Origin of the sequence: Sporosarcina sp. FSL W7-1283 (assembly GCF_038003105.1) — a bacterium.
Classification (GTDB): domain Bacteria; phylum Bacillota; class Bacilli; order Bacillales_A; family Planococcaceae; genus Sporosarcina; species Sporosarcina newyorkensis.
Window position 1 is genome coordinate 2,677,501 of sequence record NZ_JBBOOL010000001.1, and the last position, 13,144, is coordinate 2,690,644.

The following is a 13,144-nucleotide window of genomic DNA, read 5'->3' on the forward strand; positions in this document are numbered from 1 at the left end:
TGCAATAGGTATGTATGGATGAATTATCGGTTTATTCAAAATGAATCACTTCTCTTTCTATCTCTTTACCCTTTACAATAGGTGATAAGAGATCTAAAAAACTATTTTGGATTTTAAAGCCTTCCCGGCTATCTCCCCACTTTAGCAGCAAAGGAGGATTTACCTTGCTACCCTTACTTACTGAATCATTAAATATGGAAGCAGTTATGAAAATCGGCATTGCACTTTTCCTTAGTTTGGTAATCGGTGTCGAGCGAGAAATTAAAAAGAAACCGATTGGATTAAAAACGAGTGCAGTTATTGCCACCTTCAGTTGCTTGTTAACCATCATTTCAATTGAGGCTGCCTACTTAGTCCCCGCACGAGACGATATCAACATCACGATGGACCCTTTACGTTTATCTGCACAGATCGTCAGCGGCATCGGATTTTTAGGCGCAGGAGCAATTCTTCGAAGAGACAATGATAACATAACCGGGCTCACTACGGCTGCCATGATTTGGGGGTCTGCAGGAATTGGGATTGCCGTTGGAGCCGGATTTTACATTGAATCTTTCTTTGCGGTCATTAGTGTAATGCTTGTCATCGAGGTGGTCGCTCCATTCTTAAGCAGATTTGGTCCAAGACGCCTTCGGATGAAAGAAGCAACTTGCATCGTCATCATCACTGACAAGGACAAAATCGAAGATCTTGTCCAATACTTGCGAAAAGAAAGCATGGAAATTGACCATATGCGCATTAGACAGTTCGAAACCACTCAGCATCAGTACCAGCATGAGTTGCAATTCAAACTCACTGCACTTCCAAAAAAATCTACGTCTTCTCTCTATGTAGAGTTAACCACCCTTCCTTATGTAGAATCAGTGGAGCTCGTTATTTATCCGTAAAAAGCGTCAAGTCGATGGGACTTGACGCTTTTTCTTATAAGCTTGCTTTCAATAATGTCAAAACTTCATCTTCTGAGAGCTTCGCATATCCGCCAAGCGGCCCTTTAACAGCGGCTTTCTGGGCAATTAACTCTAATTTCGAATCATCAATTTCATAGTCGGCAAGCGAAACCGGCGCACCGATTTGTTTCCAAAAAGCACTCAATCGATCAATACCTTCCATTGCAATCTCCTCGTCCGACTTATCGGTTGGATCCACGCCAAAGACGTTGGTCGCCAAACGTACATAGCGTTTTGGGTTGCGCGGGAATGTCTGCTTCATCCAGTGCGGGAATAATATCGCCAAGCCGCCTGCATGTGGAATATCGTAAACCGCCGAGACCGCATGCTCGATATCATGAGTTCCCCAATCTCCCCTTGTCCCCATCGACAAGAAACCATTCAATCCCCATACTCCTGCCAGCATCATCGATTCTCGAAGTTCTAGATTATTAGGATCCTCTACTAGTCTACCTCCAATATCCATTACGGAACGTAAGGCCGCTTCACACATTTCATCTTGAAAAGGCGTATTGTCTGTTACATGAAAATATTGCTCGAAAATATGTGACATCGTATCCACGATACCGTTGACTGTTTGATCCATCGGGACCGTTAATGTATAAGTTGGATCAAGTATAGAAAATTTAGGGTAATTGAAAGGTCCACCCCAACCATACTTCTCTTGAGTTTCTTCATTCGTGATAACGGAACCCGCATTCATCTCAGAGCTGGTTGCCGTAAGCGTCAATATTGTGCCAAAAGGCAATGCTTCTTTCGGTCTGGCTTTTCCTGTTACGAGGTCCCATGGATCTCCATCATACTTTGCAGCAGAAGCGATCAATTTTGTGCAATCGATTACAGAACCGCCGCCAGCCGCCAGAATAACATCGACATCGTGCTGTTTGCAGAGATCAGCTCCTCTTTTAGCAGTAGATAAACGTGGATTGGGTTCGACTCCCCCCATTTCCACTACTTCAAAATCATTTTCATTTAAAAGTTTAATTAATGAATCATATAAGCCGTTACGTTTAATACTACCGCCACCATACACTAATAGTACTTTTTTTCCGTAACCAGCAAGTTCTTTAGGCAATCTTTGAAGTTGGTCTTTACCAAAAATCAGTTTTGTCGGGTTTTGAAAAACAAATTTATTCATTCTTCTGCCTCCTTTTTCCTCTCTCTATTATGAAAAAGATGTATTTGGGATGCAAGTATAGTGTTCTCGAAACGGGATATACTTTACTAAAGGAGGCGATCGTATGGAAACACTAAAAAAATTAGCACTGGCCATTACGATTATCGGGGCTTTGAATTGGGGAGTCGTTGGCATTTTCCGATTTGATGTCATTGCACAATTGACGGAAGGTGCTTATCAGCCGTTAGCAAGATTTTTATACGTGGTCATCGGATTATCCGGATTGATGACGCTTGGAGTGTTATTTAATTATTGGCAACAGACAGATGAAGAGCCGACACCTGCGCCATCCACAGAAAATGCATAAAAGGCATCTCCTCAACAAGAGGAGATGCCTTTACTGATTTACAACTTATACCCAACCACGGAAGCGGCTGGCTTCTGCTGTTCTACGCACACCGATCATGTAAGCAGCAAGACGCATATCCATGTTACGTGTAGTCGCAACATTATAAACGTTTTCGAATGCTGTAACCATTTTTTCAGTCATCTTTTCACGTACTTCTTCTTCTGTCCAGTAGTAACCCATATTGTTCTGAACCCACTCGAAGTAGGAAACGGTTACACCGCCCGCACTCGCTAATACGTCAGGAACCAATAGAATTCCACGGTCTGTCAGGATTTTAGTCGCTTCAGACGTAGTTGGACCATTCGCTGCTTCCACAACGATACTTGCTTTAATGTTATGAGCGTTCTTTTCAGTAATTTGGTTCTCGATTGCTGCTGGAACTAAGATATCGCAATCCAATTCTAGCAATTCAGCATTAGTCAGCGTGTTATCAAATAACGTAGTGACTGTTCCGAAGCTATCACGACGATCAAGCAGATAGTCGATATCTAAACCATCTGGATCATGCAATGCGCCATACGCATCAGAGATACCGATTACTTTCGCTCCTGCATCATGAAGGAACTTGGATAGGAAACTTCCTGCGTTACCGAAACCTTGCACGATGACACGTGCGCCCTTCATATCGATATTGCGACGTTTTGCCGCTTCGTTAATAATGATTGTTACACCTTCAGCAGTCGCACGGTCACGTCCGTGAGATCCACCAAGAGCAATTGGCTTACCCGTAATGAAGCCTGGTGAGTTGAATTCGTCAATTTTGCTGTACTCATCCATCATCCAAGCCATAATTTGGGAGTTTGTAAAGACGTCTGGCGCTGGAATATCTTTTGCCGGTCCCATTACTTGACTTAGAGCCCGCACATATCCGCGAGACAAGCGTTCTAGTTCGCCCATCGACATTTCACGCGGATCACAGATAATTCCTCCCTTACCGCCGCCATACGGCAAGTCAACGATGCCGGCTTTCAACGTCATCCACATAGAAAGTGCTTTCACTTCATCAGCTGTAACACCCGGGTGGTAACGCACGCCGCCTTTCGTAGGTCCGACCGCGTCATTATGCTGACCGCGGAAACCCGTAAATACTTTTACTTTCCCATCATCCATGCGGACTGGAATTCGTACTTCCACCATACGGAGTGGTTCTTTCAGTAGTTCATACATTCCTTCATCATAGCCTAACTTTTCAAGTGCTTCTTTGATCACGACTTGCGTAGACGTAAATAGATTCAGGTTTTCTGTCATTGTATGGTTCGCCTCTTTGTTTGGTATTGTCTTTCACGGACACATTATAACATGAGGATAATGAAACTTCCACCCATGGAATCCAAACCTTTTTCGAATTATTTCATTCGTCATAAATGGCGATCCAAAGTGAGCTTCTCATCAGCTCTCAAATACTGCACGAATTTTCCCAAGCGCCCAGTCCAGTTCATCCTTTGAAATGGTGAGAGGCGGCGCAAAGCGGATTACCGTGTCATGGGTTTCTTTACACAATAGACCCAGTTCTTTGAATTTCTCACAAAACGGGCGGGCAGCTTCCGTCAATTCCATCCCGATGAATAGGCCGCGTCCGCGTATTTCTTGAATGGACGGATGCGAAATCTTCTTCAGTTCCTCCATAAAATAATCGCCAAGCTCTCTCGCTTGTTTTGCCAACTCTTGCTCTTCCAGCACTTCTAACGCCGCAATCGATACAGCACATGCCATAGGATTCCCACCAAACGTCGATCCATGCGAGCCTGGATTAAAGACACCGAGCACATCATCGTTCGCTACCACGCAGGAAATTGGAAATACGCCACCTCCTAACGCTTTCCCTAAAATATACATATCGGGCGTGACACCTTCCCATTCGCATGCGAACATTTTACCTGTACGGCAAAGTCCTGCTTGAATTTCATCCGCAATGAAGAGGATGTTTTCTTTCTTGCAGAGAGTCGCCGCCTCTTTTAAGAAGCCTTCAGGAGGAATGATGATTCCGGCTTCTCCCTGTATCGGTTCGATTAGGAAAGCAGCGGTATTCGGTGTGATCGCTTCTTTCAACGCTTCCAAATTGCCGTATTCCACCAACTTAATGCCCGGCAGTAAAGGGCCGAATCCCTTTTTGTATTCTTCATCAGACGACAATGAAATCGCGCCCAACGTTCGGCCATGGAAGTTTCCGACACACGCAATAATTTCCGCTTGGTTATCTTCTATACCTTTCACGTCATATGCCCAGCGCCTCGCAGCTTTCAAAGCGGTTTCCACAGCTTCTGCTCCCGTGTTCATTGGAAGAATCATATTTTTTCCGGTAAGAGCAGACATTTTTTCGTACCACGGGCCCAATTGATCGTTATGGAACGCACGTGAAGTAAGGGTGACACGGTCCGCTTGATCCTTCAGTGCCTGAATGATTTTAGGGTGGCGATGGCCTTGATTGACTGCAGAATATGCGGCTAGCATATCCATATATTTATTGCCCTCCGGATCTTTCACCCAGACACCTTCCGCTTCTGCAATGACAATCGGAAGCGGGTGGTAATTATTCGCTCCATATTTTTTCGTTTGTTCTATAATGCGATCTGTTTTAGACATACCCATACCCTCCTCATAACCCACTCATAGCATTTCCGATGTGGTCTTTCCTTGCATATGAAGCTGCAGGTAATCCGGACCGCCTGCTTTTGAATCTGTGCCTGACATATTAAATCCGCCAAATGGCTGGTATCCTACGATGGCACCCGTACAGCCTCGGTTAAAATACAAATTGCCGACATGGAAATCCTCCCGCGCCTGTTCGATATGATGACGGTTCGTCGTGATAACGGCGCCTGTTAATCCGTAGTCTGTATCATTGGCAAATTGAATCGCTTCCGTAAAAGATGAAGCCTTCGATAATGCGACGACCGGTCCGAAGATTTCTTCCTGTGAAATACGTGCGTTTGGAGTAACGTCTGCAAAGACCGTCGGCGCCACAAAATACCCTTTGGAATCGTCACCTGTTCCACCCGCCACAAGACGTCCTTCTTGTTTACCAATTTCAATATACTCCATTATTTTATCGTATGCGGCTTGATCGATGACCGGACCGGCTAAGTTTTTCCCATCGACTGGATCGCCCCAGTTGAACGTTTTCGCTAACGCTTCTACTCGGGTGACCACTTCATCGTAAACCTCTTCATGGATGATCGCGCGTGAACAAGCCGAGCATTTTTGTCCACTAAAGCCAAATGCAGATTTGACGATCGACTGCGCAGCCAGCTCCAAATCTGCTTCATTGTCCACTACAATCGTATCCTTCCCGCCCATTTCTGCAATGACGCGTTTCAGCCAAATCTGACCATCCTGAACTTTCGCCGCGCGTTCAAATATACGCGTTCCCACTTTGCGCGAGCCTGTGAATGAGATAAAGCGAGTAGCAGGATGATCTACTAAAAAGTCTCCAATGTCTGAACCAGACCCTGGAATATAGTTGACGACGCCTTTTGGCATACCCGCTTTCTCTAATACTTCAATGAATTTATAGGCGACTACTGTGGCAGTTGATGCCGGCTTCAATAATACCGTATTGCCGGTAACGAGCGCCGCCACAGTTGTTCCTGCCATGATCGCAAAAGCGAAGTTCCATGGGGATATGACAACACCCACGCCGAGCGGAACATAATCAAAACGATTATATTCGCCAGGTCTGCTCTCAACCGGCATTCCGTCCTTTAACTTCAGCATCTGGCGTCCATAGTATTCCATAAAATCGATACCTTCCGCCACGTCAGCATCCGCTTCATTCCAAGGCTTCCCCGCTTCTTTTGTCAGCAACGCAGAAAACTCAAATTTGCGGCGGCGAATGATTGCTGCTGCCTTGAATAAGACATCCGCACGGAACTCTGGCTTCACTTTTCTCCAATTCTCAAATGTTTCTTTGGCTGTTATCATCGCTTTCTCTGCAAGTTCACGGCCAGCTTGCGATACATTGCCGATGACTTCGTCTTTATTCGAAGGGTTGTTCGATGCTAATTTTTTTTCCGTTATGATCCGTTCGCCGCCAATAATCAAGGGATATTCCTTACCTACATAGCGTTCTACTGTCTTCAGGCCTTCTTCATACGCTTTGCGATTTTCTTCGACCGTAAAATCTGTAAAAGGTTCATGTTTGTATGGAATCATCAGTCTACTCCTCCTTTATAGATAAGACGCAACTACCTGCGCTTGATAACGCTTACATATATAATCATGCAAGAAGTTTCAGAGGATGTCAAAGAGCAATCACTCAATTTTGATAATTTAAAAAATCACGAAAGCAGATCGCTGCTTTCATGATTTTTTAATGACCAGATTGTTCGATCCAGTCCTTTAACTTGTCTTTAAGTGAGTTGAATCCATCTGCGTCTTGCTGATCCACACGTTCTTGTAAGGATTGACGAGTACGGGGATGGTTCTGATAGGAGCTGGGCGGTTCTTGCAGTGCGCGAATCGATAAGCTAATTTTGCTAGCCTCGTCATCCACTTCCAACACCTTCACACGAACTTCTTGACCCACTTCCAAATGTTCATGGATATCCTTGACAAATCCATAGGTGATTTCAGAGATATGCACTAACCCTTGCGTTGAAGCATTTAGCGCGACAAACGCACCGTACGGCTGTATTCCGGTAACTTTACCGGTTAGCTCATCTCCTACTGCAAATTTGTGAGACATGCAAAACAGCTCCCAATCTATAGTAGTATCTAGTCTGCCATTGCGGCCGCTCATAGTATACCATATTCTGAAGAGTTGAACAAAAAACCGCCTTTCAGCAAGGCGGTGATAAAGCTCTGTAAAGTATCAAACAATGCACTTGGCTTCGTATTTGATAGCTAACAGTTTATATGAAATTTCCATGCATTTTTCTAAAGGTATCCAAATTTGATAGGATTGCTCATATACATTACGAATACACTTGGCCAAGTCTGTCGGATGGTCGATATGATGGAGTCCCGCCACGACATCCGCAATTTCTAAATCATACGCATCCTCGCCTGCTGAGAAAGGATCCCATTCTTTCAGGAGTGCGACAGCACGTTTGTTCATTTCCATGGTTTGCACGATTCGTCACCTTATTTATGTTTTCTTCCTATCATAGCATAGCGCCATAAAAGAAAAAAGAGAGACGCCACATTTTCGACAAACTTTAACATTTTGAGTTTAAGAGTAGAACCAAAAAAGCGCTGAACAGAAACATGGACTTGTGGCCCGGGGATTGTTCGCTGTAGTAAATAGTGAGTTCACTGTATAAAGTAAGTGTGTTTGCCTCCTTAAACAAAGAAGTCTCTATTCCTTCTGAGACGCTAGCCCGTGTTCTTGCCCTCCCGCCTGAATCGACCTTCAACTCACTAAAGTTAGGCCATTATGCCAGTTGCTCGTAGTGGAAGGCGGCGAAAGGCAAAGATGTGTTCCCAACGCTTCGCTTATGCTCGCAAAAGTCGTTCTACGTTACGGCGTTTAACGCGAATGGTGAGACCCTGGACAGATCGAATCGGAGGAAGCGGTTCATCCGTGCCCCGCAATCTTCCGCCTGGAACGCAGACCAACGATGCAGCTCCCACTAGCCCATCTATTCTTTATCTATTAAAAACACCCCATCAATCGACGGGGTGTTCTTTGTTTTGATTGAGTTGGCGTTCTTTCAAAATACGCTGCTCGAGTTCTTTCGTTTCTTCTTCCTGCCTTTTGGACTTCCGTAAAATCCAGCGGAATGTCAACAGCATCAAGACCATGAAAATGAAGAATGAAATGGCTGCAGGGATATATTCTGCCTTATCTTCTGGAAAGTAAAGGAACGGCATCAATAAAACGAAATTCATGCTGGTTTCCCCCTATAGGTAAATCAAGATTATTTTTGAACGATTTCAATCGATTCGATTTTGATTTCCTCTTTTGGCTTGTCCTGGCGATCACGTTTCACGCCCGCAATTTTGTCGACAACGTCCATTCCTTCAATCACTTGGCCAAATACTGTGTGGCGTTGATCTAGATGCGGCGTGCCTCCGTTTTCTGCGTAAGCTTCCGCGATTTCATCAGGCCATCCACCTTTTTTCAATTGATCCGCAGATGCGCCGGCTAGTTCTGAAGCTTGGACAATAAAGAATTGGCTGCCATTCGTATTTGGACCTGCGTTTGCCATGGATAACGCTCCACGTAAGTTAAATAGATCCATTGTGAATTCATCTTCAAATGAATCGCCGTAGATGCTTTCTCCACCCATACCTGTGCCGGTTGGGTCTCCGCCTTGGATCATGAAATCAGGGATTACACGGTGGAAGATGATTCCGTCATAGTAGCCATTTTCAGCATGTGTCAAAAAGTTCTCTACTGTTTTAGGTACTTGCTCTTTGAAAAGCTTTATTTTTATTGGTCCCATCGTTGTATTCATGACAACAAGTGCTTCGTTTTCTGCTACTTCATTGGATAATTGTGCGTACATGGAATTCCTCCTCTAATTTGCTTGCCTGGTACTGCTTAGTATATGAAAACAGTCTACCATAGTTAGGTGGAAATTTCGATAATTGAACTTGTGACAGTTAGTTGACAGTACCTGTTATTTGATGCCATCCAGCCTCTTGAGTAGTTTCAAGCTAGATATTTCCTTCGCCTACCGAATTGTTTTATACTGTATATTATAAAGTTTTCCATAAAAGGTGGTCCAATTTTGAGCAGACATAAGAAAAATTTTATAATCATCTGGGTGACCAACTTTCTAGTTGCCGGCACGATGACGATGATCATGCCTTTTCTTTCGTTATACATTGAAACATTTGGAGATTACTCGGAGGAGTATGTGCAGAAATGGGCAGGCTTGATTTTTGGGGCAACATTCATTACTGCGCTGATCATGTCTCCTATTTGGGGTCGTTTTGCCGATCGTTTTGGATTTAAGCCTATATTGCTGATCAATGGATTCGGGATTGCGATTTCCGTCTTTTTGATGGGATTCGTTAATTCCGTGGAAGTCTTTTTCCTATTGCGGTTACTAAATGGTTTAGTGACAGGCTTTCTGCCGACTTCCTTGGCATTCATCTCGTCACAGACACCTCGTGAACAAGCAGGTAAGATGCTCGGGACGCTGCAGATGGGCGGTGTCGCAGGGATGCTGTTCGGCCCGGTATTAGGCGGGATGATGGCCGATAGTTTCGGTTTCAGCTATACATTCATCATTACGTCAGTGTCCGTCGTCATTGCCGCGTTGCTCGTTTTATTCGGAATTAAAGAAGAACACCGTGTGAAAGCCCGTAAAGTAGTTGCGTATTCCCGTAAAGTCATTATTGGCGGACTGTTCAAGCACCGTTTGATGTTTAATGTGATGATTGTGACAACATTGATTCAAGTAGGCAACTTCAGTATTCAACCTTTACTTTCACTGTACGTGGCGGATTTAACACACGCTGCGACCAATGTGGCATTCTTGGCAGGTTTGACATTCAGTGCGACCGGGCTCGGAAATTTACTTTTCGCTAGAATGTGGGGCAAAATCGGAGATGATATCGGATACGAAAAAGTGCTTGGTATCTTACTGCTCCTTTCCTTTTTGTTTATTATCCCGCAAGCGTTCGTCACGTCCCTTTGGCAACTGGTCTTGCTGCGATTTTTATTCGGGATTTCTACAGGCGGTATGATTCCGATTACAACAGCACTTGTCCGAAGGGAAGCCCCTCTTGAAGTGCAGGGCGAGGTGATGGGCTATAACACGAGCTTCCGTTTCCTCGGTAATATTATCGGTCCGATGTTTGGCGGTATCGTCAGTGGCTACATCGGAATTCCAGCTGTATTTATTGTCACAGGAGTGCTATTTGTGATCGGCTATGCCTTTTTGACATTTGCGATTCGGCGGCCAACTCAAGACTTCGAACACTTTTTGGAAGATCGACAAGTTGAAGCGAACGACAAAATATAGTACCAGTCTCGTATATCCTTTGTGATGTACGAGACTTTTTGTGTTTTCACTTAAGTTCGCATTATTCTGTACTCCATCTCTTCCAATTAATTTATGTTATATTTTTCTAAAGAGTGAGTTTCGATTTGCGAACGTGTAGAGGGGCTGAAAGGTTTGAAGCAGTTGGTTGGTTTGGTCATTACGTTGGCTTGTATTCCGTTGTTGCTGTTCATACAAGATCAGATTCAGGCTGAAGCAGTACAGACTGAAGCTTTGCAAGAGTCTATTCAAGAAGCTGTGCAATTGGAAGCGCCAGTAATTGAAACCCCGGTTCAGATGAAGGATCGGAATGGACAAATGTTTGCGGAGGAGTATGTGGAGTGGCGACGACCAGTGGATTTAAAAGATATGACGTATTTTACACGGCAAGTTTTTTTGAAAAGTGAAGACCGCACGTTTTATGAACACCGCGGTTATGACATTGCAGCAATCATTCGTGCGTTCACGATTAATGCCGCTACTGATGATGTGCGTCAAGGGGCTTCTACCATCACACAGCAAGTCGTACGTATGCGCTATTTAACGACCGAGAAGACGTACGAGAGGAAATTCAAGGAACTGTTCCTTGCTGCTGAATTGGAGAAACAATCATCCAAAGATGAAATTTTAGAAATGTACTTAAATGAAATGTATTTCGGTAACCGGGTCTACGGGATCGGTGGTGCCGCTACATTCTATTTCAACAGACCGCTGGATAAATTAAATGAAGCAGAAATTGCATTTTTAGCGGCGATTCCGAATAATCCTTCACTCTATGATCCATTGCGTCATTTCGATCGGACAAAAGAGCGGCAAGAACGATTGCTCGATGTTCTCGTTAAACAGCAAGTGATCACAGCAGAACAATTTGAAGACTATCGCCAATTCCCTATTCAACTGAATATAAAGAAAAAAGAACAGGACTTTCCAATGTACAGCTCCTATGTTCTAGAAGAATTAAAACAGCTGATTGCTCGTTCCGAAGGGCTGGATGCATCATTGCTCAAAGCCAAGACGCCTGAAGAACGACAGCACTGGCAAAATGAAATCAATCGACGTGCCGGAGAGGTCATCCGACAAGGTTTAATGATCGAAACAGCATTGAATCCAACGAAACAACAGCATGATGAAAATAGATTATCTGCCCTCATTGGGAACCGAGGCGTGCAAGCGGGGGCTGCAGTGATAGACAATGAGCAGCGTGAAATCGTCAGTCTCTATGCAGGAGCAGGCTATAAAAAAACGGATTTCAACCGGGCATACCAAGCGGTCCGTCAGCCCGGCTCTGCCATCAAGCCGCTGCTCGTCTATGCTCCGTTTTTCGAGAGCGGTCCGTATCATGCCGACACACCTGTCAACAGTAGCAGTATTTGCATTTATGGCTATTGCCCACGAAATTACGGAGGCTATCAATTTGGGACGACTTCTGTTCGGGAAGCTTTCCGTAACAGTTATAATACGACGGCCGTCCGCCTGCTGCAACGAGTCGGGATTGATAATGCTTTCGCCCATCTGGAACCTTTTCATTTCCAGCATGTCACGGAAGCAGATCATACCTACCCTGCTGCTCTTGGCGGATTCTCCAAAGGCGTAACACCTCTTGAAATGGCCGGGGCGACGACCAGCTTTTTGGACGGCACTTACGAACCCCCCCATGCTATACGGGCTGTAAAGGATATTAAAGGCAATGTACTGTACAAGTGGAAGGAATCTTCGAAAGTCGTATGGTCCCCTTCTACTGTCAAGAGCATCCGTTCTCTTATGCAGGAAGCAGTGTTGAACGGTACAGCGAGAGGTATTTCCTACCCGACCGGTTACACGGGGGCAAAAACAGGAACGACCGATTCATTTAAAGACTTATGGGTAATCGGCATGAATGATCGGTATACATCCGCAGTTTGGATTGGTTATGACACACCAACCCCTATTCCTCGCCTGCGCGATCAAAAACTTCATCTGCGTGCGTTCTCCTCTACTATGCAAGATTAGAGGGCAGGATATGATCATTTAGAGATGATGTATTAGTAGCTGACAATGAAATATAGGCTGTTAGAAAATCATAGTACATTGATTTTCTAACAGCCTTGTTTTTTCATTTAACCGGATTTGATAATGGAATACTTGCCAGCAACCCATTGTACAGACGGATGACGATGTAGATGAGGACTGCCAATAAGACACTCCAAATCACAATCTGGAAGAAAATTAAGCCGACAGTATGAGTCAGCGACATGAATGGACTTAATTTATAGACGACATATATGAAATAAACGAAGGATGTCACGATAAAAACCAACACTAAGGCTTTCCAAGACTGAATGCCAAACGCGGAAACAAGAGCCCCAACAAAATAAATAACAGCTCCGGATTTCGACGCACTGTAAGAACCTTCCGACTCTTCTTTTAAGAAAAACAGTAACGCTGTCTCGTGAATCGTCGTCGCGATCAACTTCAGCGCTGCAAATACCATAAAGAATACTAATGTATACATCGTCAATAAGAAAATACGGAGTTGAAAATCAGACAAGAACTCTCGCATTCCTTGGTAGAGACCGATTTCCTTAAAAAAGATAATTGATTCGCCCACACTGTATACACCGAAAGTTAAACTGAACAGAACAACGGTTACAAATGGTAAGTAACCAAACAAATACGGATTTTTCATTAGACACCTCAAAAATTTTTTTTGCCCTCTTAATAATATAAGAAGGAAGTCGAATAAAGCAATAATTGGTCA

The 13,144-nt window shown here is 44.3% G+C and carries 14 protein-coding genes (1 of these 14 cut by a window edge); 4 read left to right on the forward strand and 10 right to left on the reverse strand.

Annotation, left to right across the window (positions count from 1 at the left end; all coding sequences use genetic code 11):
• Positions 1-39: the 5' end (the start) of a DMT family transporter gene (locus MKY93_RS13915; protein ID WP_340759581.1), read on the reverse strand. 864 nt of this gene lie to the left of the window's left edge; the window shows 39 of its 903 coding nt (coding positions 1-39); its start codon is at positions 37-39; the stop codon falls past the left edge of the window.
• 125 nt (positions 40-164) lie between these two features.
• Here MKY93_RS13915 and MKY93_RS13920 point away from each other — a divergent pair, with 125 nt between their 5' ends.
• The gene (locus MKY93_RS13920) at positions 165-887 is read left to right on the forward strand and encodes an MgtC/SapB family protein (protein ID WP_425441349.1); all 723 of its coding nucleotides are present in this window, start codon (positions 165-167) and stop codon (positions 885-887) included.
• A gap of 34 nt (positions 888-921) precedes the next feature.
• On the opposite strand, the gene MKY93_RS13925 is transcribed toward MKY93_RS13920, so the two are convergent.
• Positions 922-2,085: an iron-containing alcohol dehydrogenase gene (locus MKY93_RS13925; protein ID WP_340759583.1), complete on the reverse strand. Its 1,164-nt coding sequence runs from the start codon at positions 2,083-2,085 to the stop codon at positions 922-924.
• Positions 2,086-2,188: 103 nt separating this feature from the next.
• On the opposite strand from MKY93_RS13925, the gene MKY93_RS13930 reads away from it, so the two are divergent.
• Entirely contained in the window at positions 2,189-2,431 is a 243-nt protein-coding gene (locus tag MKY93_RS13930) for a DUF378 domain-containing protein (RefSeq protein WP_009497996.1), read from the forward strand.
• A gap of 45 nt (positions 2,432-2,476) precedes the next feature.
• On the opposite strand, the gene MKY93_RS13935 is transcribed toward MKY93_RS13930, so the two are convergent.
• The 7 genes from MKY93_RS13935 to MKY93_RS13965 all read right to left on the reverse strand — a co-directional run bounded on the left by MKY93_RS13935 (position 2,477) and on the right by MKY93_RS13965 (position 8,922).
• A complete protein-coding gene (locus MKY93_RS13935) occupies positions 2,477-3,721 on the reverse strand; it encodes a Glu/Leu/Phe/Val family dehydrogenase (RefSeq protein WP_009497997.1) in 1,245 nt (414 codons plus the stop codon).
• A 141-nt stretch (positions 3,722-3,862) separates the two neighbouring features.
• Positions 3,863-5,056 (reverse strand): ornithine--oxo-acid transaminase, encoded by a 1,194-nt coding sequence (locus tag MKY93_RS13940; protein WP_040759394.1) that lies wholly within the window; start codon positions 5,054-5,056, stop codon positions 3,863-3,865.
• A gap of 24 nt (positions 5,057-5,080) precedes the next feature.
• Positions 5,081-6,628 (reverse strand): L-glutamate gamma-semialdehyde dehydrogenase, encoded by a 1,548-nt coding sequence (gene pruA, locus MKY93_RS13945; protein WP_340760935.1) that lies wholly within the window; start codon positions 6,626-6,628, stop codon positions 5,081-5,083.
• A 154-nt stretch (positions 6,629-6,782) separates the two neighbouring features.
• A complete protein-coding gene (gene yugI, locus MKY93_RS13950; RefSeq protein WP_040759395.1) occupies positions 6,783-7,157 on the reverse strand; it encodes a S1 domain-containing post-transcriptional regulator GSP13 in 375 nt (124 codons plus the stop codon).
• 126 nt (positions 7,158-7,283) lie between these two features.
• The gene (locus MKY93_RS13955; RefSeq protein ID WP_445683492.1) at positions 7,284-7,529 is read right to left on the reverse strand and encodes a DUF1871 family protein; all 246 of its coding nucleotides are present in this window, start codon (positions 7,527-7,529) and stop codon (positions 7,284-7,286) included.
• A gap of 551 nt (positions 7,530-8,080) precedes the next feature.
• Positions 8,081-8,302: a hypothetical protein gene (locus MKY93_RS13960; RefSeq protein WP_009498002.1), complete on the reverse strand. Its 222-nt coding sequence runs from the start codon at positions 8,300-8,302 to the stop codon at positions 8,081-8,083.
• Positions 8,303-8,331: 29 nt separating this feature from the next.
• Positions 8,332-8,922 carry a peptidylprolyl isomerase gene (locus tag MKY93_RS13965; RefSeq protein WP_009498003.1) on the reverse strand — a complete coding sequence of 197 codons (591 nt, stop codon included), beginning with the start codon at positions 8,920-8,922 and terminating at the stop codon, positions 8,332-8,334.
• 225 nt (positions 8,923-9,147) lie between these two features.
• Between MKY93_RS13965 and MKY93_RS13970 the strand changes: the two genes are divergently transcribed.
• Positions 9,148-10,389 carry an MFS transporter gene (locus MKY93_RS13970; RefSeq protein ID WP_078818065.1) on the forward strand — a complete coding sequence of 414 codons (1,242 nt, stop codon included), beginning with the start codon at positions 9,148-9,150 and terminating at the stop codon, positions 10,387-10,389.
• 153 nt (positions 10,390-10,542) lie between these two features.
• Positions 10,543-12,396 (forward strand): transglycosylase domain-containing protein, encoded by a 1,854-nt coding sequence (locus MKY93_RS13975; protein ID WP_340759592.1) that lies wholly within the window; start codon positions 10,543-10,545, stop codon positions 12,394-12,396.
• Between the two features lie 103 nt (positions 12,397-12,499).
• Here MKY93_RS13975 and MKY93_RS13980 read toward each other — a convergent pair whose 3' ends face one another.
• Positions 12,500-13,072 (reverse strand): YufK family protein, encoded by a 573-nt coding sequence (locus MKY93_RS13980; RefSeq protein ID WP_340759594.1) that lies wholly within the window; start codon positions 13,070-13,072, stop codon positions 12,500-12,502.
• Between the last annotated feature and the right edge of the window lie 72 nt (positions 13,073-13,144).